The 22,059-nt window shown below is 69.8% G+C and carries 25 protein-coding genes; 11 read left to right on the forward strand and 14 right to left on the reverse strand.

Annotated features, from left to right (window positions below; translation table 11 throughout):
- Positions 1 to 42: 42 nt before the first annotated feature.
- The 3 genes from KV396_RS05430 to KV396_RS05440 are packed head-to-tail and all read right to left on the reverse strand — an operon-like array spanning position 43 to position 3,661.
- The gene (locus KV396_RS05430) at positions 43 to 1,353 is read right to left on the reverse strand and encodes an MFS transporter (protein ID WP_247957110.1); all 1,311 of its coding nucleotides are present in this window, start codon (positions 1,351 to 1,353) and stop codon (positions 43 to 45) included.
- A gap of 41 nt (positions 1,354 to 1,394) precedes the next feature.
- The gene (locus KV396_RS05435) at positions 1,395 to 2,366 is read right to left on the reverse strand and encodes an amidohydrolase family protein (protein ID WP_247957111.1); all 972 of its coding nucleotides are present in this window, start codon (positions 2,364 to 2,366) and stop codon (positions 1,395 to 1,397) included.
- Positions 2,363 to 3,661, reverse strand: a complete 1,299-nt coding sequence (locus KV396_RS05440; protein WP_247957112.1) for a homoserine dehydrogenase — start codon at positions 3,659 to 3,661, stop codon at positions 2,363 to 2,365. The genes KV396_RS05435 and KV396_RS05440 overlap by 4 nt, the downstream gene beginning before the upstream one ends.
- 166 nt (positions 3,662 to 3,827) lie before the next feature.
- Between KV396_RS05440 and otnK the strand changes: the two genes are divergently transcribed.
- The 3 genes from otnK to KV396_RS05455 are packed head-to-tail and all read left to right on the forward strand — an operon-like array spanning position 3,828 to position 6,528.
- The gene (otnK, locus tag KV396_RS05445) at positions 3,828 to 5,075 is read left to right on the forward strand and encodes a 3-oxo-tetronate kinase (RefSeq protein WP_247957113.1); all 1,248 of its coding nucleotides are present in this window, start codon (positions 3,828 to 3,830) and stop codon (positions 5,073 to 5,075) included.
- Entirely contained in the window at positions 5,059 to 5,715 is a 657-nt protein-coding gene (locus KV396_RS05450; protein WP_247957114.1) for a class II aldolase/adducin family protein, read from the forward strand. The genes otnK and KV396_RS05450 overlap by 17 nt, the downstream gene beginning before the upstream one ends.
- 12 nt (positions 5,716 to 5,727) lie before the next feature.
- The gene (locus KV396_RS05455) at positions 5,728 to 6,528 is read left to right on the forward strand and encodes a DeoR/GlpR family DNA-binding transcription regulator (protein ID WP_247624259.1); all 801 of its coding nucleotides are present in this window, start codon (positions 5,728 to 5,730) and stop codon (positions 6,526 to 6,528) included.
- A 147-nt stretch (positions 6,529 to 6,675) separates the two neighbouring features.
- Here KV396_RS05455 and KV396_RS05460 read toward each other — a convergent pair whose 3' ends face one another.
- Complete coding sequence (locus KV396_RS05460; protein WP_247957115.1) at positions 6,676 to 7,374, reverse strand: gamma-glutamyl-gamma-aminobutyrate hydrolase family protein; 699 nt, start codon at positions 7,372 to 7,374, stop codon at positions 6,676 to 6,678.
- 138 nt (positions 7,375 to 7,512) lie between these two features.
- Between KV396_RS05460 and KV396_RS05465 the strand changes: the two genes are divergently transcribed.
- The 5 genes from KV396_RS05465 to KV396_RS05485 all read left to right on the forward strand — a co-directional run bounded on the left by KV396_RS05465 (position 7,513) and on the right by KV396_RS05485 (position 10,428).
- Positions 7,513 to 8,424 (forward strand): LysR substrate-binding domain-containing protein, encoded by a 912-nt coding sequence (locus KV396_RS05465; protein ID WP_247633603.1) that lies wholly within the window; start codon positions 7,513 to 7,515, stop codon positions 8,422 to 8,424.
- Positions 8,425 to 8,758: 334 nt separating this feature from the next.
- Positions 8,759 to 9,079, forward strand: a complete 321-nt coding sequence (locus tag KV396_RS05470; protein ID WP_247957116.1) for a hypothetical protein — start codon at positions 8,759 to 8,761, stop codon at positions 9,077 to 9,079.
- Positions 9,076 to 9,393, forward strand: a complete 318-nt coding sequence (locus KV396_RS05475; protein ID WP_247957117.1) for a hypothetical protein — start codon at positions 9,076 to 9,078, stop codon at positions 9,391 to 9,393. The genes KV396_RS05470 and KV396_RS05475 overlap by 4 nt, the downstream gene beginning before the upstream one ends.
- A 49-nt stretch (positions 9,394 to 9,442) precedes the next feature.
- Entirely contained in the window at positions 9,443 to 9,964 is a 522-nt protein-coding gene (locus KV396_RS05480; RefSeq protein ID WP_247957118.1) for a DUF805 domain-containing protein, read from the forward strand.
- A gap of 191 nt (positions 9,965 to 10,155) precedes the next feature.
- Positions 10,156 to 10,428, forward strand: a complete 273-nt coding sequence (locus KV396_RS05485; RefSeq protein ID WP_247957119.1) for a hypothetical protein — start codon at positions 10,156 to 10,158, stop codon at positions 10,426 to 10,428.
- A 100-nt stretch (positions 10,429 to 10,528) separates the two neighbouring features.
- Here KV396_RS05485 and KV396_RS05490 read toward each other — a convergent pair whose 3' ends face one another.
- From KV396_RS05490 to KV396_RS05500, 3 genes are read right to left on the reverse strand one after another with little or no spacing between them, the layout of a single operon-like run.
- Positions 10,529 to 10,747 carry a hypothetical protein gene (locus tag KV396_RS05490; RefSeq protein ID WP_247633598.1) on the reverse strand — a complete coding sequence of 73 codons (219 nt, stop codon included), beginning with the start codon at positions 10,745 to 10,747 and terminating at the stop codon, positions 10,529 to 10,531.
- An 11-nt stretch (positions 10,748 to 10,758) separates the two neighbouring features.
- Positions 10,759 to 11,013, reverse strand: a complete 255-nt coding sequence (locus KV396_RS05495; RefSeq protein WP_247957120.1) for a hypothetical protein — start codon at positions 11,011 to 11,013, stop codon at positions 10,759 to 10,761.
- Positions 11,010 to 11,219, reverse strand: a complete 210-nt coding sequence (locus tag KV396_RS05500) for a hypothetical protein (protein ID WP_247957121.1) — start codon at positions 11,217 to 11,219, stop codon at positions 11,010 to 11,012. The genes KV396_RS05495 and KV396_RS05500 overlap by 4 nt, the downstream gene beginning before the upstream one ends.
- 199 nt (positions 11,220 to 11,418) lie before the next feature.
- Here KV396_RS05500 and KV396_RS05505 point away from each other — a divergent pair, with 199 nt between their 5' ends.
- From KV396_RS05505 to KV396_RS05515, 3 genes are all read left to right on the forward strand, one after another.
- The gene (locus KV396_RS05505; protein ID WP_247957122.1) at positions 11,419 to 11,787 is read left to right on the forward strand and encodes a hypothetical protein; all 369 of its coding nucleotides are present in this window, start codon (positions 11,419 to 11,421) and stop codon (positions 11,785 to 11,787) included.
- Positions 11,788 to 12,025: 238 nt separating this feature from the next.
- Complete coding sequence (locus KV396_RS05510) at positions 12,026 to 12,730, forward strand: hypothetical protein (protein ID WP_247624249.1); 705 nt, start codon at positions 12,026 to 12,028, stop codon at positions 12,728 to 12,730.
- Positions 12,731 to 12,912: 182 nt separating this feature from the next.
- Positions 12,913 to 13,665 carry a GntR family transcriptional regulator gene (locus KV396_RS05515; protein ID WP_247957123.1) on the forward strand — a complete coding sequence of 251 codons (753 nt, stop codon included), beginning with the start codon at positions 12,913 to 12,915 and terminating at the stop codon, positions 13,663 to 13,665.
- A 146-nt stretch (positions 13,666 to 13,811) separates the two neighbouring features.
- On the opposite strand, the gene KV396_RS05520 is transcribed toward KV396_RS05515, so the two are convergent.
- The 7 genes from KV396_RS05520 to KV396_RS05550 all read right to left on the reverse strand — a co-directional run bounded on the left by KV396_RS05520 (position 13,812) and on the right by KV396_RS05550 (position 21,959).
- Positions 13,812 to 14,501, reverse strand: coding sequence for a hypothetical protein (locus tag KV396_RS05520; protein ID WP_247957124.1), 690 nt, complete (start codon positions 14,499 to 14,501; stop codon positions 13,812 to 13,814).
- Between the two features lie 66 nt (positions 14,502 to 14,567).
- Positions 14,568 to 15,368: a DUF7927 domain-containing protein gene (locus KV396_RS05525; protein WP_247957125.1), complete on the reverse strand. Its 801-nt coding sequence runs from the start codon at positions 15,366 to 15,368 to the stop codon at positions 14,568 to 14,570.
- Positions 15,369 to 15,449: 81 nt separating this feature from the next.
- Positions 15,450 to 16,853: an RNA polymerase sigma factor gene (locus tag KV396_RS05530; RefSeq protein ID WP_247957126.1), complete on the reverse strand. Its 1,404-nt coding sequence runs from the start codon at positions 16,851 to 16,853 to the stop codon at positions 15,450 to 15,452.
- Positions 16,854 to 17,074: 221 nt separating this feature from the next.
- Entirely contained in the window at positions 17,075 to 17,995 is a 921-nt protein-coding gene (locus tag KV396_RS05535) for an aldose 1-epimerase family protein (protein ID WP_247957127.1), read from the reverse strand.
- Between the two features lie 99 nt (positions 17,996 to 18,094).
- Entirely contained in the window at positions 18,095 to 19,618 is a 1,524-nt protein-coding gene (araA, locus tag KV396_RS05540) for an L-arabinose isomerase (RefSeq protein ID WP_247633581.1), read from the reverse strand.
- Entirely contained in the window at positions 19,615 to 21,243 is a 1,629-nt protein-coding gene (locus tag KV396_RS05545; RefSeq protein ID WP_247957128.1) for a xylulokinase, read from the reverse strand. Before KV396_RS05545 ends, araA begins: the two co-directional genes overlap by 4 nt.
- Positions 21,240 to 21,959, reverse strand: coding sequence for an L-ribulose-5-phosphate 4-epimerase (locus tag KV396_RS05550; RefSeq protein WP_247957129.1), 720 nt, complete (start codon positions 21,957 to 21,959; stop codon positions 21,240 to 21,242). The genes KV396_RS05545 and KV396_RS05550 overlap by 4 nt, the downstream gene beginning before the upstream one ends.
- Positions 21,960 to 22,059: the final 100 nt, after the last annotated feature.

Below are 22,059 nucleotides of genomic sequence, written 5' to 3' on the forward strand. Positions count from 1 at the left end.
GTGCTGTCTGCGGGGGCTCGGCCGGTCTCGGTAGCGGGGGGTCTACTTCGAGACGAGCTCCGACGGGAGGTCCTTCGCCGTGGCGACGGCGCGATGCTGCCGCACGGTCATGGTGAGGATCGCGCCGACGATCATGATGCCGCCCGTGATGTACAGGGCGACGGTCGCGACGCCGGTCGTGTCCTTCACGAAGCCGATCAGGTACGGGGCGGCGAAGCCCGCGAGGTTTCCGGTCGAGTTGATGAGCGCGATACCGCCGGCGAGGGCGGTGCCAGCGAGCATCGAGGTCTGGAAGCTCCAGAAGATCGCCGGGATCGACAGGGCGCCCGCGTTGGCGAGGCACAGGCCGATGATTCCCCAGACGGGGTCGGTGCCCGCGATGATGCAGATCGCGAAGCCGGTGGCGCTGAGCAGGAAGGCCGCGGCGATGAACTTGCGGCGCTCGCCGGCGCGGTCCGACAGGTAGCCGAAAGTGACCATCGAGATGATCGCCGCAAGGCTGGGCAGCGCGCTGAGGAAGCCGATCTGCACGGTGTCGGTGATGCCCAGGTCGCCGATGAGTGTCGGCAGCCAGAAGCTGATGCCGTACAGAGCGAAGTTGTACGAGAAGTACACGGCGGTGAGCAGCCAGATCAGCTTGCTGGTGAAGACCTTGCGCAGAGGGGTCTCGGCCTCGTCAACGCGTTCGGCGGCGAGGAGGGAGCCGAGGCGATCGCGCTCGGGTTCGGTGAGCCAGGTGACCTTGCGGTAGTCCTCCTGAAGGCAGAAGAGGATGACGATACCGAGGAGCACGGTGGGGATCGCCTCGATCACGAACAGCCACTGCCAGCCGGTGTGGCCCCAGACGCCGTCCATGCCGCTGAGGATGAAGCCCGAGACGGGGCCGCCGATGAGGCCCGACGAGGCGAGCGCGATGTAGAAGATGCCCCAGGCACGTCCGCGGCGGCTGGCCGGGAACCAGTGCGCCATGTAGAAGAGGATGCCGGGGATGAAGCCGGCCTCGGCGACACCGAGCAGGAAGCGCAGCAGGTAGAACATCCACTCGCTGTCGACGATGAACATGAGGCCCGAGATCAGGCCCCAGGTGATCATGATGCGGGCGATCCACTTGCGCGCGCCGACCTTGGCGAGGATGAGGTTCGAGGGGATCTCGAAGATGAAGTATCCGATGAAGAACAGGCCGGCGCCGAGACCGTAGACCACGTTCGAGAAGCCGAGGTCGGCGCTCATCGTGGCCTGCGCGTAGCCGATGTTCACACGGTCGAGGTACGAGAGGAAGAAGCCGAGCATCGCGAGCGGGAGCACGCGCAGCATCACCTTCCGGAAGAGCTTGTCGTCGTTGACGGTCGTCATGAGGGTCCTTCGTCGGTTCAGAGGGGGTGTCGGGTAACGGGTCAGACGGCGGGTACGTCGAGTCGGTAGACCCGCGCGGCGGTGCCGTGGAAGAGGGCGTCGAGTCCCGCGGCGTCGAGGCCGGCGGCACCGGTGAGGATCGTGTCCATCACCTCGTCGAAGTCGGGGGCGGTCAGGGTCGCGACCGGCATGTTGGAGGCGAACAGCGCGCGGTCGGCGCCGAAGATCGCGAGGGTGTCGCGCACGACCTCCTCGTTGGAGGGGCGGTCCCAGCGGTTGCGGTACAGGCCGAGCTCCGACACCTTGACGGCGGTGCCGGGCAGCGCGGCGAGGCGTTCCATGCCGTCGCGCCAGACGCGCAGGGCGTCGGCGTCGCGATCGAGCGGCAGGCCGCAGTGGTTGATCACGACGGTCAGCTCGGGGAAGTCCGCGAGGACGTCGGCCGCTTCGGCGAGGTGGTAGTACGGCACGCGCAGGTCCCACGAGAACCCGTGCGCCGCCAGCGCCGCGATGCCCTCGACCCACGCGGGGTCGTGGAGGGTGCCGGGGCCCGTCGCGGTCTCGTCGGCTCGTGCGGCGATGACGGGCTTCGAGCGGATGCCGCGCACGATGGAGCGCTGCGCGTGCCCGGCGAGCACCTCATCGCGGTCGGGCTGCAGGAAACCGACGTGAGCCACGGCGGCGATCGGGAAGCGTCCGCCGGTGGCGTCGCTGAGCCCCTGCAGGAAGTCGTCCTCCGCGACCTGTTCGCTGCGGCTGCGCTCGGCCTCGCAGTGCACGGTGCCGAGGATGGTCCAGCCCGCGGTCTCGGCGAGGTACTCGCGCGGCAGGAAGGTGCGGCGCATCGCGTTGTAGTCGCCGAGGAAGAACTGCTCGTTGTACTCGTCCTGGATCCAGGGCCAGTGGCCGTCGCCGTCGAGGTCCCAGAAGTGGTGGTGCGCGTCGATGATGCGCAGATCGTGCCCCTCGGGGAGGCGCGCGTCCTGGATCCGGCGAGCGTTCTCGATGCTCACAGCCGCACACCCTCCACGAAGGCGGTGCGCACGTCATCGGCCACGCCCGCGAGGTCGGCGAGGCGGATGAGCTCGCCCTCGGCGATGTCGCGCACGAGGCGTGCGCCGGAGAGCAGGTAGTAGGCGGCCGCGAGCGTGTCGTCGGCGTCGGTGACGGCATCCGCCCGATCGATGATGACGGGTGCGACGCCGTCGATCTCGTGGTGGTGACCGCGCACCTCGAACGTCTCTCCCGCGGCGAGCGCACGGGCGGCGCGAGCGGCGAGCACCGTATGGTGCCGGGGCTCGGCGAAGGTCGAGGTGCCCTCGACCAGAGCGTCGATCGTGAGCGGGGTCTCGACGCCCATGAAGTGGTACGGCCAGTAGATGCAGGCGTAGCGGCCCGAGCGCGAGACGATGTGGCCCTTGCCGGCGAGCAGGTCCCAGGTCTCGGGGTCGCCGGTGGTGACGATCGCGAACACGCCGCCGGCGAAGCTCGTCTCGCCGGGCAGGCGCAATGCCGAGAACACGTCGACCGTGCGGTCGGTGCCGATGATGCCGCCGTCGGCCCGGCGGGCGTAGATGTCGGCCAGCTCGCTGGGGCGGGCGACGGGGTAGTGCATGCGCTCGGTGTCGGCGGTGGCGCCGGCGTAGAGCGAGACGACGGCCATCTCGCAGGAGTCGGCGGCGGCGGCGCGCTTGAGCGGTGCGACGACGGATGCCCGGGCGGCGAGCGTCTTGTCGATGTTGTCGCCGAGGAACAGGTGGTCGGTGAGGGCGGATGCCTCGATCCGCTCGCCCTGCTGCTCGAGCACTCCGGTGGCGGGGTCGAAGACGAGATCGTACTCGCCGGACTTGCCGAGGGCGACGACCTCGAGGCCGACGCGCTCGACCCAGTCGAGCAGGCGCAGCAGGTTGGCGGGCTGGTCGCCGTCGCCGGGCAGGTAGCCGACGCCCTGGGCGCGGGCGGCGCGCGAGAGCGAGACACCGGCGACGCTCTCGATCTCCTTGCTGACCATGACGACGTGGATGCCGCGCTCGATGGCCTCGGCGGCGTAGCGGTAGCCCGCCTCGACGCGACCCGAAGCTTCGACGAGCACATCGATCTCGTCCCAACGGACGTCGTCGTGGCCGGGGATCGGCTCGGCGTCGGGGAGGCCGCCGAGGTCGGCGATGAGGGTGCGCACGCCGTCGACGTCGGGGTCGATGAGCTGCGTGGCCGTCATACGGTCGATCGAGCGCAGCTGGGAGAGGAACGTGCGGCCGAAACCTCCGCGTGCGCCGGTGAGAGCGACGCGGATAGGAGCGCGGGTCATCGGTGGTCCCCTCTGCACGGGACGTTCCGTGCGGTCGTACGAGAGCTGCGGGAGCGGGTTCTCCCTGCGGCCTCGAACACTGTTTCACAGTCGTAAACATTTCTCAAATTTGTTCACAACAGTTCACACGTGATGGAATGGGGGCACCCACTCCCGAGGAGGAACCGTGATCGACATCGGCGCCGTCGCAGACGACTTCACCGGCGCGACCGACCTCGCCATCGCGCTGCGCCAGCGCGGGTTCCGCGCGGTCGTCTCGATCGAGGACGCCCCGCTCGACCCGGCCGAGCTCGGCGATGCGGATGCCGTCGTCGTCGCCCTCAAGACCCGCACCGCCCCCGTCGGAGACGCGGTCGCCCAGTCCCTCCGCGCCGTGCGCGCCCTCGAGGCCCTCGGCTCCCGCCGCTACTACGTGAAGTACTGCTCGACCTTCGACTCCACACCCGAGGGCAACATCGGCCCGATCCTCGACGCCGTGCTCGACGAACTCGGCGAGACCCGCACGATCGTCGTGCCCTCGTTCCCCGACAACGGCCGCACCGTCTACCGCGGACACCTGTTCGTGCACGACGAGCTCCTCGAGCACTCCCCCATGCGACAGCATCCGCTCACACCGATGACGCAGTCGCGCCTGCGCGACATCCTCGCCCCGCAGTCCGCGCGCCCGATCCACGAGGTGGGGGCGGATGCCGTGTGGGCGGGCCCGGCGGCCCTGCGCAACGCCCTCGGCTCCGAGCCGGCCGGCTACACCGTCGTCGACGCGATGACCGACGCCGATCTCGAGACCATCGCGACCGCCGTCTCGGACTGGCGCGTCGTCACCGGCGGGGCGGGTCTCGCCCTCGGGATGACCGGACCGCGCCCCGGCACCCTCTCCCAGATCGAGGTTACCCCCGGCCGCCGCCTGATCGTGTGCGGCAGCGCCTCGGCGAAGACCCGCGCGCAGATCGCGCACGCCGCTCACACGCTCCCCAGCCGCAAGCTCGACATCGAGGCGATCGCAGACAATCCCGAGCAGGTCGTGGCCGACACGGTCTCGTGGCTCGAGACGCTCGACGCCGACAGCATCCCGCTCGTCTACACCGTCGGGTCGCTCGACGACATCCGCCGCGGCCCTGAGGGCAACACCGTCTCCGGCCGGATCGAGGAAGTGCTCTCGGCGATCGTCGACCGCGCCACCGCCGAACTCGGCGTCACCCAGGTGATCGTCGCCGGCGGCGAGACCTCGGGCGCGGTCGTGCAGCGCCTCGGCATCCAGCGTCTGCTGATCGGACCGCGCATCGCCCCCGGCGTGTGCTGGAGCGCCGCCGAAACCGCGCACGGCCCCGTCACCATCGCTCTCAAGTCGGGCAACTTCGGCGCCGACGACATGTTCACCACCGCCTGGAGGGCGCTCGATGACCACTCCCACTGACGCACTCATCGCGGCCGGCGCACGCGTCGCCGCCGCCGGCATCAGCCCCGGCAGCAGCGGCAACGTCAGCATCCGCGTCGACGACGTCGTGTACATGACCGGCACCGGCACCGACCTCGGCCGCCTCACCGACGCCGACATCGCGGTCGTCACCCGCGGCGGCGAGCACCTGCGCGGCGCGAAGCCGTCGAAAGAACTCAGCCTGCACCTCGCGTTCTACGCCAAGAACGTCGAGCACACCGCCGTCGTGCACCTGCACTCGCCGTTCGCGGTCGCCGCGAGCTGCCTCGAGCCATGGTCCGAGTACAGCGCCATCCCGCCCCTCACCCCCTACTTCGTGATGCGCGTCGGCCAGACGCCGCTGGTGCCGTTCCGCGTGCCGGGCGACCCCGACCTGGCCGCGCAGATGCTCGCGCTGCCCGGCCCGTTCCGCGCCGCACTGCTCGCGAACCACGGTCAGATCGTCTCGGCACCGGGCCTCGATGCCGCCGTCGAAGCGGCGATCGAGCTCGAGGAGGCGTGCCGCATCGCACTGCTCACCAACGGCAAGCCCCGCCGCCTGTTGCCGCCGGAAGACGTGCGCGCCCTCGCCGACCGCTGGGGCACCCCCTGGACCGAGGAATCCACCCTCGTTCGCTAGGCTGACGACGACATGACCCCCTCCGACGACGCCACCGCCACGCCGCTCATCCCCGAGCAGCGGCGTGAGCTGATCGTCAAGCACCTGCGCCGCGAGGGCGTGCTCAGCTACCGCCAGCTCACCGGCATCCTCGGCGTCAGCCACATGACGATCCGGCGCGACATCGCCGTGCTCGAAGAGGCCGGCCGCGTGCTCGCGACCCCCGGCGGAGCGAAGATCGCCTCGCGCCTGGTCACCGAGCCGTCGCGGTTCGAGAAGGCTCGGCAGGACGTCGCCGAGAAGGACGCGATGGCCCGCCACGCGGCATCCCTCGTCACCGAGTCGATGACCATCTACCTCGACGCCGGCACGACCATCCAGGCGATGCGCCCGCACCTCGAGACGGTGCAGGACCTCACGGTCGTGACCAACGACCTCGCGATCATCGCCGCGTTCCTCGACCACCCCACCGCCGACATCATCGCCATCGGCGGACGCGTCGAGAAGGCCAACCAGTCGACCACCGGGCGTCTCGCCGCTCTCACGCTGCACGAGCTGTCGATCGACATCGCCTTCCTCTCGTCGTCGTCGTGGGATCTGCGCCGCGGCGTCACGACCCCGACCGAGTCGAAGATCGCCCCGAAGACCGCGGCGATCGAGAGCGCGAGCGAGACGGTGCTCGTGGCCGGCAGCTCGAAGTACGGCTCGTTCGGCCGCTACCGGGTGTTCGACCTCGAAGACCTCGACGTGATCGTCACCGATGCGGGCCTGAGCGACGCCACCGCCGCCGGCATCGAAGAGCGCGGCGTCACGGTCGTCCGCACCGGCGTCTAGCCCCGTCGGGGCCCTTCGACAAGCTCAGGGACCCAGTTCCTGAGACGGCTACGCCGAGCCACCGGCTGGGTCGCTGAGCCACTGACTGGGTCGCTGATCCACTGACTGGGTCGCTGAGCCTGTCGAAGCGTCCCCCAAGGGACACCCCTACGCCATCAACTCCCCCGCATGCACCGCCCGCAGCAGCGCGCCGAACTGAGTCGCAGCGGTGAGCGGATGCTCGGGATGCCACTGCACCCCCAGCAGGGGCAGGGTCTCGTGGGCGATGGCCTCGATCACGCCATCGCCCGATCGCGTGAGCACCACGAGCCCCTCGCCGAGTTCGTCGATGGCCTGATGGTGCGTGCACAGCGCAGGCGGCGCGAGGCCCGGCGCGACGGCGGCGAAGTCGAGTGTCGTGGGGATGAACGGCTCCGCCCCCGGCCCCCGGTGCCCGGGAACGTGCTGCAACAGACTCCCGCCGAGGGCCACGTTGAGAAGCTGATGCCCTCGGCACAGTCCGAGCAGCGGGCGCCCGGCACCGACGGCATCCATGATCACGGCGATCTGCAGCCGGTCGGCCCGGCGTTCATACGGCGACCTTCGCGGTCGGCGGTCCTGCTGACCGTAGAGTCCGGGTTCGATGTCGTCGCCGCCGAGGATCACGACCACATCGGCCTCTCGCGAGGCCTGCCGCAGCTCGGCCTCGGGGTCTTCGGCCGCGGCGTGCAGCGAGGCGGTCCATCCGAGCCCCTCGACGGCGGTGACGGCCGCCTCGTTGAGCGAGTCGAGGAGGGCCTGGTATCCGGCGGCGGCGCGGGGACGGTGGGTGCGCACATGGAAGAGAGCGACGTGCGGGGCGGTCATGCGGATGCCTCGGTCATGGGTACTCCTCCAGCACCAGGAAACCGTGCGAATAACCCCAGGTCAAATGCGTTATTGATACCTTTTCGCTCGCAATCTGCCCGTAACGGAGCGGTAATACGAGACACGTATCGTGCCCTCATGGAGCTCCGTCAACTGCGCTATTTCATGGCCGTCGCCGACGAGCTCCACTTCGGCCGCGCGGCTCAGCGGCTGCACATGTCGCAGCCCCCGCTGAGCGTGCAGGTGGGCAGGCTCGAGCAGGAGGTCGGCACCGCGCTGTTCGAACGCAGCACCCGTCGCGTCTCGCTCACCCCGGCCGGCCGCCATCTGCAGGAGCGCGCCCGCCGCATCCTCGACGAGGTCGAATCGGTGCGCTCCGACATGCGCGACTACGTCGACGGCCTCGCCGGTCACCTCACCGCGGGCTTCGTCAGCTCGGCGAACTACACCCTGCTCCCCGGCGTCGTGCAGCTCTTCCGCGCCCGCCGCGAGAAGGTCACGCTCAGCCTCGTTCCGCTCACCTCGGGCGAGCAGTTCGCCCGGCTGCGCGAGGGCACGCTCGACGTCGGCATCGTGCGTGACGAGGTGCCACCGCAGGGGCCGGCATCCGTTCCCCTGACCTGCGAGGTCGTCTTCGAGGAGCGCCTCGTCGCCTGCCTGCCCGTCGACCATCCGCTGGCCGGCCTGTCCGAGGTCACGGCCGAGCAGATCGCCGGTGTACCGATGATCACCTACCCCCGCGCGCTCATGCCGGGCTTCGTCGATCGCGTGGCCGAGGTGCTCGGGGCGAGCGGCCGCACGCCCCGAGTGATCGAGGAGGTCGCCCACCAGGAGACCGCGCTCGGCTTCGTCGCCGCGGGCATGGGTGCGAGCATCCTGCCCGAGTCGGTGCGCCAGCTCGTGCCGCCGTCGATCACCGTAGTGCCGCTCGCCGGCTCACCGACGACCCGGCTGCTCGCCGTTCGCCAGGCCCGGGCCGGGAGCCCCGTTCTCACCGCGTTCATCGACTGCCTGCACGACGCCGCCCGGTCGCTGCCCGTCTCGGCGTAGCCCCCGGCACCGGCTTCTCACCCCGGACCCGCCGAAAACTCACCCCGGCGGTCGCGTCACGAAAACCGATATACGGCGTCTTAACCAGTGAAGGGCTTCTTGCCTTCGCCGGCCTCCCCGCCGGCAGCCGGCCTCCCCGCCGGCATCCGATCCAGGTCCCCACGACCGGATCCCGAGGGAGGGCGCCCCAACGCCCTCCCTCTTCTCTGTGCCGCCGACGCTCGCACGCGTCTCGATGAGCGGATGCCGCCACTCAGGCGCCGTCCAGAATCAGTCCGTATCGTCGCCGACTCGCTGTCCATCCTGGGGAGGGTCGACGAGCGAAAGACACGACATGACTGTTGCCACGATTCTCCACGCCGCACCCTCGACGATGTGGGCGTTCGTTCTGGGTGCACTCGTCGTCTCGCACCGAGATGACAGACGGGCGCGACGACGACTGACCGCAACGATTCTCGCCTCGATCTGGCTGACGTTCTGCGCCGCGAGCCTCTGGCAGAACCCGGCGATCGAGCCCCTGTGGCTGCAATACCTGCTCCTGATCGCGCTGCCCGCGGTCGCGGGGGCAAGCGTCGCGTGGATCGTCGGCCGTGTGCGGGCCAGCCGCTCGACCGCTCCTCGCGAGGATCGCTCGGTTTCGGAGGAAGCGCGATGACCGAACAGCTCGCCACGACCATCAGCGTCGCCGTCGCGATCGCACTGGCACTCGTCTCGCTCGCGTTCGGCCTCGCCCTCGGCCACCTCCGCCACCGCAAGCGGGAAGCGCGCGGCCCGGCGCGGCCCCGCAACCTCGGGGCGATGATCTTCTTCTCGGCCGCGATGCCCGGAGGCATCGTGTTCCTCTGGAACCGCCCCCTCTTCGATCCGGTGCTGCAGATCGCGCTGCTCTGCATCCTCCCGGCACTGATCGGCTACGGCATCCACGCGGTGGCCCGTCGACGCCGGAGTCCTGAGCAGCCGTCGCCCTGATCTCCCTGTTCCGCGAGAGGATGGTCTCGGCCCACCCTCGAGGAGACCCATGTCCGCAGCATCCGCTCCCCTGTCCCAGCCGCTGTACCGCGCGACGTTCGCGCAGGCGGTGAGCCGGTTCTTCCGTCGGTTCGCGACGTTCACCGGGCGGGCGTCGAAGAGCGAGTTCTGGTGGGTGGCGCTGTTCGTGTTCCTCGTGACGCTCGTACCGAACGCCCTCCTGACCGTCGGCCTCACCTCCGGCATCACGCACTCGATCACCAGCCAGCTCACGGTCTCGGCCGGCACCGACCCCGACTCCGCTATGCCGGTCGGCACGACGGGCGCGGCGATCCTCGACGACCCGACGGCCGCACTGCTCATCCCGCTCGGGGCCGCGATCGGCGGCGTCATCGCCCTCGCACTCGTGGTGCCGTGGCTCGCCCTGACCTGGCGCCGCCTGCACGACGCGGGCCTCGCCGGGGCGTGGTTCTTCCTGTCGTTCCTCCCCGCCGTCGGCGGTCTCTTCCTGCTCGTGCTCATGCTGCAGCCCGCCAAGCGAGAGGGTCGCCGGTTCGACCCGGTTACCTGATCCGGCGGGCGCCGTAGCCATCACCCAGGGAAGGAGTTATAGTCTCTCCGCGTCACAGTCCATCCTGGGGAGGGTCGACGGACGAAAGGTCGCACATGCGATCCGCACCTTCACCGAAGACTCCGCATGCATCGGAATCGCCTGCGTCCATCGCGATCTCCATCGCCCTGGTCCTCTCCTTACTCGCGAGTGTGGTGCTCGGCTTCCACTCGATCGGATGGTTCGCCTTCGGACGGTCCGAGCCGCTGGCCTATGTGGGGTACGGCATCGCGAGTGTCGTCACCGCGATCGTCGTCCCGTTCGTCGCGATCGTCGCGTGGCACATGCTTCGTCGCACGTCCGAACCGACGGGATCTGCTCCGCCGTCGAGCCCCCGATGGACGGCCGTCGCGTGCCTGCCGATCGGATGCCTCGTCACCGCCGGGTGGGTACTGACGATCATGGACCTGTCGCGGTCCGTGTAGGCCGCCACCTGCAGGGAAGAAACACACGTGCAGGGAGAAAACGCCCGATCCTCCCTGCAGGTGGAGAAACTCCCCGCAACTCGCACCCGAGCCCGGCCCCTCACGCCCCGCGCCGTCGCCGTGACCGCGCCTCCTCGTCGAGCATCCGCCGCCGCTCCCGCCACCCCAGGAACAGGGCGACCGAGGCGATCACGAGACTGACGAGCGCGGCGACCCCCACCCACACCCCCGCGGATCCGACCACGAGCGCGAGTCCGAACAGCACCCCTGCTGCGAGGAACAGCACACCCTGCACCAAGAACCAGCGCCAGCGCGGCATCCGCCCGCCCCTCAGCCCTCGCCCCGCACGGAATCGGATGCCGCGGCCACGGCCCGATACCGGCGACTGCTCGGCCGGCGCGGGGTCACGCGTTCGCGCTCGCGCTCGCGCAGCGCGAGCGCGAGCCCCAGCGCCGAGATCGAGAACACCAGGATCAGCGTGAGGATCGCCTCGATGACGTGCCGATCGTCGCAGGCGAGCAGGAGCATGACGCCGACGACGAGGAACACGACTCCCTGCAGTAGGTACGCCTGCGTCGTCGTCACGGGCGCCGTTCCGTGTGGGTCACCCGACGCTCACGACGGCGCTCGCGCAGCGCCCGGGTGAGCATGATCCCCGATGACAGGAACGCCGCGGGCACGACGAGAGCCACCCACCAGCTGGCGCCGACCGCCGCGATGACGAGCGAGAACACCACCGCGCCGAGGAACAGGATCCCCGCCTGTCCGAGATTCCACTTCCACTGATCCATGACCGTTCCCCCTCGCATCGCGCCGGCGTCGCCTCACACGCACGCCCCCTCATCCACATGACGAGATCGCCCTCGGGATCGGTCGCGCTCCGCCCCATCCGGCTCGATTTCGAGCACCCGCGTAAGAAATCGCCCCCTCACTCGTCTCCTAAGGGGGCATCGCGCCCGCATCGTTCGAACTGGGGAAAGGAACGACGACATGAGCGAGGGAATCCCTCTCTGGTCACCGGGTTTGCTGACCGCGCCCGACTCCGCCGCGCACGCGCGCTTCCACGTGCACGCCGACGCGGATGCCGTGGCGGCCGCCGTCGAGCAGATCGTGATCGGCGGCGAGCACACCGATCTGCAGGTCGACGATTCGCGACAGCACCTGCGGTTCCGCACGAAGCGCACCATCTGGAACTGGGAGATGGAAGTCGGCGTGACCTCGACCCCGATGCGCCGCGGGTGCCAGGTGCAGATCTCGCTCGACGTCGCGCCCGACCGCCCGTTCAGCCCGCACGACGCCGAGAAGAATACGGCCGCGCTCGAGCAGATCCGCTGGCAGCTCGAATCCGCCGTCGGTTGATTTCCGGAATCCGCGACAGATTCCTGCACTCCATCCGTCAATAGATGTGGAAGCGGAGTCTCGGTCTCCGCTTCCGCCCTCGATCCGGGAATATCGAGGCCACAGGTGGGCGACATGGGGGTGTCGCCCACCGCAGGTGGCCGGCATCTCTCGCATGCGGATGCCGGCCACCCCGGTGGGGATTACTCCCCATGTCCAGAGCCATAGCGGCCGCACAGGTTTCGCTATGCTCGGGCGCATGACCCTGGCTACCGTCCAACATCAACTGTCCACGCCCGAAGGTTTCGCGAAGGCCGTCGACGGCAAACGCACCGTGTCGAGCCTCGGTTGGACGAGCCTCGGGCTCGGCGCCGCGGCGTTCGCGTTCAACCTCTTCTCGACCGGTCAGGCCGTGGATTGGGCGTGGGAGTACATCCCGCAGCTGCTCTTCCGCCCCGACCTCTTCGAGTACTCGAGCGGGCGCAGCGAGGTGTGGTCGTACGTCTACTCCTTCGCCCCGCTCATCCTCGTGCCGCTCGGCATCATCCTGCTGATCGTGCACTTCGCGACGCGCAAGAACGCGGGCGCGAACCTCTTCACCGACTTCCAGTCGCGCGGCTGGGTCGGCAAGCAGCGCTACACCGGACTGCAGGTCAAGAACGGCAACCAGACGGTCGACACCGTGCTGATCTCGCACCCGAGCATCCCCGACGAGAGCTTCGACGCGATCGCCCTGCAGTTCCAGACCTACGTCACGAGCCTCGACAAGAAGGCGCTCAAGGCGTTCACCACCAGCGCGACGAAGGCGGGCGTGCTCACCGGCATCCCCGCCGCGGTGATCGCACCGGGCATCCCCGCCGAGGTCGTCATCGCCCCGACGCAGGGCAAGAGCGAGTTCGCCGTCGTCGTTCCGCCCGCTCCGGGCACGACCGGCAAGTTCAAGGTGCTGCCGATCAAGAGCTGATTTCCTGCACTCAGTCGCCAATTCGACGAGCGAGCGTCAGATTCCTGATGCTCGCTCGTCAATCTTTTGAGGGGTAGTCGGTCCCCTCATCTACGCGGCGGCTCCAGGGGAGTGTCGCGTGAAGGGGGCGGAGTGTGGTGCGCCGCTCCCTTCACCCTCCACAGTGAGTCGATTGGTGATAGATGAGCGTCATCCTGGACGAAGTCCGCGTACGGCCCCGCAGCGCCCTGAAGGTTCCCCACCCGGTCGAGGATCTGGCCCCGGCCGATCCGAACCCCGAGATCCCCGCCACTCCACGGCAGGAGATCTACGACGGCTCCGAGCTTCGCCGCGAGCGCCGTTTCCTCGGTGATGACGCCTTCTCCGAGATCGGATCGGCGATCGCCTCCGGCTCCCTCGAAGACGGCGAGTTGCTACGCGACCGCGAACTGGCCGAGCAGATGGGCATCTCCCGCACGCCGGTGCGCGAGGCCATCCTGCAGCTGCAGCAGATCGGGCTCGTCGAGATCCTGCCGTCGCGGCGCACGCGCGTGACGCCGCTGACCCGCCAGATCGCCGAGGACTGCCGACGCTGGGCGGGCTACTGCGGGGGCATCGCCGCCCGCCAGTCGGTCGCGTCGCTGTCGACGACGGATGCCGAGACCGCCGTCTCCCGCATCGACGGGCTGCTCGAGGCCATCGGCTCGCCCGCCGAGGCGGCGACGGCCGCGCTCGAACTCCTGCTCTTCCTGTCGGCACGCGCCGGCAGCCCGATCCTCCACGCCGAGATCACCGAGCGCCAGTTCTCGCTGTTGCGGGCACTGCGCCGGCTCTCGTACTCGTCGCACGAGGTCGACGCCGCGCGCACGGCCAGCCGCGAACTCGCCACCGCGATCGCACGCCGCGACGGCGACGGCGCCGAGACGGCGATGCGCCGCATCTTCGGCATCCGCTAGAAGCCCTGCGAAGGGCCCGGGTGCACGCGATCCGCGTTGCCCCGGGCCCTTCGTCGTATGCCGGTGCGTGGGAGTGCTTCGACAGGCTCAGCAACCCAGTGAAGAAACTGGGTCCCTGAGCGTGTCGAAGGGCCCCACCTCGAGATTCAGCCGCTTTCGGGCGTCTCGACCTCGGCATCCGTCGGGTGCGACTCGCGCCGCGCGTACCCGACCCATGCGTCGCGCTTGGCCGCTTCCTCTGCGGCGCGACGACGGCGCTGCAGCACGATGAACACGACCGCGAGCGCGATCAGCACCACGACCAAGCCGATTCCCACCGCGAGCAGGATGCCGGGCAGCGGACTGACCTCGGTCTGCACGTCGTCGACGCCGTCGATCAGATCCGCCGAGGCGGTGCGCACGAGCGGACTCGTCCCATCGCCGACGTAGAGGCTGAGCAACGCGGTCGCCCGCAGCTCGGCCTCGGGGATGTCGCCGATCCGCGCGGGGATCTCGATCGTCTTCGTCTCGGCCGCTCCGAGGGTGAGCGACCAGGTCGCCTCGTTTCCGTCGACATCGGCCCCGTCGAGCGAGCCGAGTGCGACGTAGGTGGGCGGGGTGAGCACCACGCGGGCCTGAACGGCCTCGCCCCTGTTCACGATCTCGGCGGTGTAGGTGATCCGCTCCCCCGCGGCGAGAGCCTCGGCGTCGCTCGTGAGCGTGACCGCGATGTTCGGCGCCGACTGCTCGGCGGCGGCCGCCGGAGCCCCACCGAAGCCGAGCAGGCCCAGCACCGGCAGCGCGATCGCGAGCACGGCCGCAAAACGGGTGACAGTTAAGAGATGTATGCGTGACATGTCGTGGATGCGGTGAACGGGCGAGGCCTGATGGCCCCGCCCGTTCACCTCTGCCTTACTTCTCGATTACTCCGTGATGTTCTGACGACGGCGCACCAGGAGCAGTGCGAGTCCGGCGAGGATCGCCAGCGTCGCGACTCCGAGGCCCCCGCCCACGATCCACGGGTTCAGACCCGTGGTCGCCAGCGGCGGGGCCGGCGGCGTGACCGTCGTGGTGACCGAGCACGCGTCGCCGCACGCTCCGCCGTCACCGGGGAGCACCGCGTTCACGAGCTCACGGTCGCCCGTGAGGGGATCGTTGACCGTGACGCTGTAGGTGACCGAGACGACCTGGCCGACCTCGAGCGCACCCGCCCAGCTCAGCACCGGAGCGGTGTAGGTCGCGCCGTTCGTCGCGTCGCCGTTGTAGGTCGCGTCGTCGAGCACCTCCGACAGGTCGTCGGTGGACGATGCCGGCGTCTCGTCGGTGTACGCGACCGCACCGGTGTTGCCGATGGCGATCGTGTAGGTCACCTTCTGACCCGCGGCCGTGGTCTCCGTGTCGACCGACTTGGAGACCTCGTACGCGGAGATCGGCGTGTTCGTGACGCACGAGCCCTCCTCGAGGCACTCGCCGCCATCACCCGGGGTGACGGCATTGGCGAGGTCGAGGTCACCGGTCGCGGGGGCGTTCACGGTCACCGAGTAGGTCAGCGTGACGCTGTCCTCGACGGGGATCGCGAGCGACCACGACAGGATCGGGGCGGCGTAGGTCGCACCGTTCGAGGCGTCGCCGTTGTAGGTCGCATCGTCGAGCACACCCGAGAGGTCATCGGAGACCGTGGCCGGGGCATCCGCCGTGAAGGCAGCGGCACCGGTGTTGGTCACTGGGGAGGGTCGAACGGGGAGAAGACTCCCCGCACTCATGTGACGGGGTCGACCCCGGAATCTGTCGGCGGAATCCGAAAGTCAGTCGCCGACGGTGCCGCGCGACGTGCCGTTGAGCATCGAACCGCCCGCGGTGCGACCGTCGAACCCGATGTCGAACGTGACCTCGGCGGCAGGGGCATGCGTCACCTCGAAGCGTCCGCCGCTCGGCGACTCGCGGTCGGTCGTGCACGAGACGTCGCCGCCCTCGACCAGGCAGGTCCAGCCGCTGGGGGCGGTGATGGACTCGACGTCGACCGAGAGATCCATCCGGAGCGTGCCCAGAGTGAACGACTCGTCCTGCACGGTGACCGCCATGTCGAACTCGCTGTGCTCGGCGTCGACCGCCTCCGAGGTCAACGCCAACGACCCCAGAGGCGTCTCGGCGAAGAACCACGTCTTCGTGACGAAGGTCACCACGACCACCGTCATGAGCACGAGCGCGGTCGCGGCGGCCGCGAGCATCGCCGTCGTGCGCGCCCACTCCTGCCAGACAGACGACCCGGAACCGGCATCAGACGGAACGTCGGCCGGAACATCGGCGGGAGCATCCGCCGGCGTCTCCGGCACCGAGGCATCCGCCCCATCCACCGGCAGCTCGCCGGCCTCGGCCGAGCCCGACGGGCCGGCCAGTGCCACCGCTCCCGCGAGCGGCAGTGCGCCGAGCGTCGCGAGCCCGGCGAATCGCTTCCACGACCGGCGGCAATACGGGCACGTGCGATAGTGCTCGGCCGAGCGCCCGCCCTTCGTGCCCTCGGGGGTGTCGCCCACCGTATCGGGCAGCAACTGGGCCGCCGCCACGCACTCCGGTCGAGCGTTCTCTTCGAGCAGGAGACGCAGCGTCGTGCGCCGCAGATTGCCCTTCGCCCGGCGCGACAGCGAATAGATCGCGGATGCCGGACGCGCCATGTGCTCTTCGAGATCCCGCGGCTTGCGCCCCTCGAGCACGGTCGCGACGAGCACACGCTGCTGGTCGGACGGCAACTCGGCGAGCGCCTTGCGCACGATCGCCAATTCCGACTCGATCTCGAGCTCGCGGATGCGCGGATCGGCGTTCGACGCCGGCTCCTCGACGTTGTCGAGCGGGGCGACCTTCGACCGCGGCGAGCGGAAGTCGTCACGGATGCGGTTGCGCATCGTCTGCGCGATGTACGCCGGCACGTTCTCGGTCGGGCCCGTGCCCTGCGACCACTTCGCCAGCACCATCAGCAGCGCGTCGCCGAGCAGATCGTCGGCGTCGTGCGTGATGCCCGCGACCCGCTTGGAGGTGAGGGTCAGCGAGGGCATCATCAGCGCGAAGTACTCGCCCGCCGCATCGCGATCGCCGGATGCCGCCCGGCGCACGAGCTCTGCCGTCGCATCGGAATCGAGGGCAGGCGAATCGACGGCGTCGTCTTCGGGCGCCGCATCGGCACCGGAAGCGTCGGGGGGAAACGCGTCCGTCATCACTTTCCTCATCGATTCGCAGGGGGCGGGGGCGCAGCAGCTTCACCGCACGCTGCCGCCGAGCGGAAACGATACACCGCCGAGCCGACGCGTGGCATCACGAAGCGTCGGCTCGGGGGCGAACTGTGGATAAGTGAGGGCGATTGTTGCGGGCCCTTTTCGGGTGGGCCCGCACTCTCAAGACGAGATCGACCCGCGAATCTGTCGGTCAGGTGGCGGTGTCAGATGGCGGAGATGCGCCAGGCCGCTGCGTGCGACTCCCCGGGCTCGAGCACCACCAGGTCGACGCCCGAGTTGAAGGCATCCGGCGGGCACGTCATCGGCTCGACCGCGAGGCCGATCCGGTTCGTCTCGGGCAGCGGGGTGTCGGCCGTGTGCACCTGCACCCACGGGCAGCGCTCATCGAACGTGATCGCGACACCGTGGCCGTCGGCCGCGCGCACCGTGACCGCGGCGACGCCCGACGGATGCCGCTCGAGAGACGTGAACGCGTGGTCGATGAACGTCTCACCGATCAGTCGCTCCTCACGGAAATCGAACTCGGGCACCAGCTCCACGGCCTCGACGCGCACCGGGCTCAGGCGATCCTCGGTCACGAGCAGCACCTCGGATGCCGGCAGGCTCAGCGTCCAGGCATCCACCCCGCCGTCGCCCGCCCACAGGTACGGGTGCGGTCCCGTGCCCCACGGCGCGGGCACGTCGTCGACGTTCGTCGCGGTCACCGTCTGGGTGAGTCCGTCGATGCCGACCGCGTACTCGGTCTGCACCGTCACGCGCAACGGATAGCCGTCCTGCGCGGGGATCGTCGCCTCGAGCGTCACCCGATCGGATGCCGTCGACACCAGGCTCCAGTCGACCCAGGCGAGCAGCCCGTGCAGGGCGTGCCCACGAGCGGGCTCGGTGAGCGCGAGCTGGTGGTCGACACCGCCGAACGAGTAGATGCCGTCGACGACGCGGTTCGGCCACGGGGCGAGGGTCGCTCCGCGGTAGGCGGGGCGCACGGCATCCGCGTCGAAGGGAACGACCAGATCGCGACCCTGGAAGGTCAACGCGCGCAGGGAGGCGCCGACGCTCGCGATCGTCGCCTCGTAGCCGTCGGAGAAGATCGTGAACTGGCGGCCGGAACGGGGGGTGGTGGTCATTGGATCCACGTTACTTGTGTCCTTCGTCTCGCTTCGCTCGCTCAGGAACCGGGTGTCTCACCGGCCCCTGAGCGAGGAGCGCAGCGACGAGACGAAGGGTCACAGGCCCTGGGCGAGGCGGTGGTAGGCCTGGTTCCAGCGCACCTGCTGCTGGAACTCGGGCAGGCGCGTCGTGTCGTCGATCACGAGCAGCTCGACCTCAGCCATCTCGGCGAAGTCGCGGAACGCCTCGATGCCCACGGCCGTCGACATCACGGTGTGGTGCGCGGCTCCGGCGGTGAGCCAGGCGGCGGCGCTGGTCGGGAAGTCGGGCTGCGGCTTCCAGACCGCACGGCCGACAGGGAGCTTCGGCAGCGCCGCAGTCGGCTCGACGTTCTCGACGACGTTGGCCGTGAGGCGGAACCGATCGCGCATGTCCGACAGCGCCACCACGACCGCCGGGCCCGGGTCGGCCGTGAACACGAGGCGCACCGGGTCGTCCTTGCCGCCGATCCCCAGCGGATGCACCTCGAGCGTCGGCTGCTGCGACGACAGCGACGGCGAGACCTCGAGCATGTGCGCCCCGAGGATCACCTCCTCGCCCGGGGTCATGTCGTAGGTGTAGTCCTCCATCAGGCTCGCGCCACCGGGCAGACCCGCACCCATCACGTTGGCGACGCGCACGAGCAGCGCGGTCTTCCAGTCGCCCTCGGCGCCGAAGCCGTACCCCTCGGCCATCAGGCGCTGCACCGCGAGACCCGGCAGCTGCTTCAGCGCACCGAGGTCTTCGAACGAGGTCGTGAACGCCCCGAAACCACCCTCCTCGAGGAAGGAGCGCAATCCGATCTCGATCGCCGCCCCGTCGCGCAAGGACTGGTGGCGCTCGCCCCCGCGACGCAGTTCGGGGGCCACCGCGTAGAGCTCCTCGTACTCGGCGACGAGAGCGTCGATCTCGGCATCCGAGGCGGCGGCGACGGCATCCGCCAGGTCGTTCACGCCCCAGGTGTTGACCTGCACGCCGAAGCGCAGCTCGGCCTCGGTCTTGTCGCCCTCGGTGACCGCGACGAAACGCATGTTGTCGCCGAACCGGGCCAGCTTCAGCGACCGCGCCGCCGCGAGGCCGGCAGCCGCGCGCTGCCAGGTCGCGAGCTCGGCGCGCACGCGCGGGTCGCTCGCGTGACCGACGATCGTCTTGCGCGGGATGCCGAGGCGAGTCTGGATGTACCCGAACTCGCGGTCGCCGTGCGCGGCCTGGTTGAGGTTCATGAAGTCGAAGTCGATCTCGCTCCACGGCAGCGCCACGTTGTGCTGCGTGTGCAGGTGCGCGAGCGGCTTGCGCAGGCTGTCGAGGCCGGTGATCCACATCTTCGCCGGGCTGAACGTGTGCATCCAGGCGACGACGCCGATCACGCGGTCGTCGGCGTTCGCCTCGAGGGCGATGCGGCGGATCGCGTCGGAGTCGGTGAGCACGGGCTTCCAGACGATGCGCACCGGCACGTCGTCGGCCGCGTCGAGGATGCCGGCGATCTCCTGCGACTGAGCGGCGACCTGGGCGAGGGTCTCCGGGCCGTAGAGGTGCTGGCTGCCGGTGAGGAACCAGACCTCGTAGCCGTCGAGCGACGTGGTCAGCGGGGTGCGGGTCATGAGGCGTCCTTCGGGTTCTTGCTGATTTCCTGCGTGGGCAGAGCGGCGATGGCGGCGGCCTCGATGGCGAGGCCCGCGCGGTAGCGGTCGAGGTAGGCGGCGAAGCCTGCGACGTCGGTCGGGTCGGGTTCGGCGGTGGTGACGGATGCCCCGGCGAAGACGGTCTCGTCGAGATAGGCGGCGAGCGGTCGGTCGGCCTGATCGAGGTACGCGGCGAGCACCGCGATGCCCCACGCTCCGCCCTCGGCGGCGAGATCGCCGACGTCGACCGGGGTGTCGAGGGCCGCGGCGAGGAAGCGCTGGGCCACACCCGCCGTGCGGAACAGGCCGCCGTGGGCGAACATCCGCTCGATCCGCACGCCGTCGTCGGCGAGGATCCGCATGCCCAGGGCGAGTGTGCCGAAGACGCCGTAGATCTGCGTGCGCATCACGTTCGCGAGGGTGAAGGAGGCATCCGGGGTGCGCACGAAGAGCGGGCGGCCCTGGTCGAGTCCGACCACCGGCTCGCCGGCGAGATGGTTGTAGGCGAGCAGGCCACCGGCATCCGGATCGCCCTGCAGCGCCTCGGCGAACAGGGTGGCGAAGACCTGATCCTCGTCGACGAACTGCCCGTTCGCGACCGTGAACCGGTGGAACAGCGCCGCCCAGGAGCCGAGCTCGCTCGCGCCGTTGTTGCAGTGCACCATCGCGACCGTCGCGCCGGCGGGCGTCGTGACGAGGTCGAGCTCTTCGTGCACGGTGGGCAGCGGCTTCTCGAGCACCACCATCGCGAAGATGCTCGTGCCCGCGCTGACGTTGCCGGTGAGCGGGGCGACCGAGTTCGTCGCCACCATTCCGGTCCCCGCGTCGCCCTCCGGCGGGCAGAGCGGAATACCGGGCTGGAGCGCGCCGGTCGGGTCGAGGAGCGCGGCCCCCTCGGGGGTGAGGGCGCCGGCATCCGCCCCCGCCGGGAGCACGGCCGGGAGCAGCGGGCGCAGGTCGCGACCGGTGTGGTCGCGATAGGCCTGGAGCAGGCGCTCGTCGTAGTCGATCGTGGCGGAATCGATCGGGAACATGCCCGAGGCATCCCCCACTCCGAGCACGGTACGACCGGTCAGACGCTCGTGCACATAGCCCGCGAGGGTGGTGATCGACGCGACGTCGGCCACGTGGGATTCGCCGTCGAGCGCTGCCTGGTGCAGGTGCGCGACCGACCAACGCTGGGGGATGTTCACGCCCAGAACCTCGGTGAGCTCGGCCGAGGCCTCGCCCGTGCTCGTGTTGCGCCAGGTGCGGAAGGGCACGAGCAGAGTGCCGTCGGCGTCGAAGGCGAGGTAGCCGTGCATCATCGCCGATATACCGATCGCCCCGAACGAGGAGGGGCGGATGCCGTGGCGCTCCTGCGCGTCGTCGACCAGTGCGGCGTACGCCTCCTGCAGCCCCGACCACACCTCCTCGAGCGGATAGGTCCAGCGGCCGTCGACGAAGCTGTTCTCCCACGTGTGCGACCCGGTCGCCAGCACCTCGGCGGTGTCGGCGTCGATCAGGCAGGCCTTGATGCGGGTCGATCCGAGCTCGATGCCGAGGGCGGTGCCGTTGCGCGCGATGACCTCGGCGGTGGTCCCTGAGCTCCGACGAAGGGTCATCGGCGCGCGTCCGCACTCTGGCCGTACACGTTCTGGTACCGGTCGAACAGACGGTCGATCGCCTCCTGCGGGAGGGGGATCACCGGGCCGGCCTCGCGGGCGTAGTGCACGGTGCGGGCGACGTCTTCGACCATGACCGCGGCCTTGACGGCATCCTTCGCGTCGACGCCGATCGTGAACGGCCCGTGGTTCTGCATCAGCACCGCACGGCTGCGGTGCCCGCTGAGCGTCTCGACGATGCCGCGACCGATCGAGTCGTCGCCGATGATCGCGAACGGGCCGATCGGGATCGGGCCGCCGAACTCGTCGGCCATCGCCGTGATGACGCAGGGGATCTCCTCGCCGCGCGCCGCCCAGGCGACCGCGAACGTGGAGTGCGTGTGCACGACCCCGCCGACCTCGGGCATGTGGCGGTAGACGTACGCGTGCGCCGCGGTGTCGCTCGACGGGCTCCGCTCGCTGCCGGGGGCGCCGGGGATCGCGGTGCCGTCGAGATCGCAGAGGATCATGTTCTCGGGCGCGAGATCGTCGTAGCTCACGCCCGAGGGCTTGATCACGAACAGGTCGGCTCCGGGCACACGGCCCGAGACGTTGCCACCGGTCCAGACGACCAGGCCGTTGCGCACGAGTTCTCCGTGCAGGCGGGCGACATCGGCGCGGGTGCGGTCGATCGCCGCCTGGATGTCGGGGGCGTATCGGGGGGCGTCGTCGCTCATGGCACCTCGTCGTGGTTTCGACTGTGACCGGTCACAGTTCGTGTCACGGACAGCCTACGGCCGGGTCGGTGGCGGGGTCAAGCGGCCGGGCGGCCGCACC

Origin of the sequence: Microbacterium galbinum (assembly GCF_023101185.1) — a bacterium.
Classification (GTDB): Bacteria; Actinomycetota; Actinomycetes; order Actinomycetales; family Microbacteriaceae; genus Microbacterium; species Microbacterium galbinum.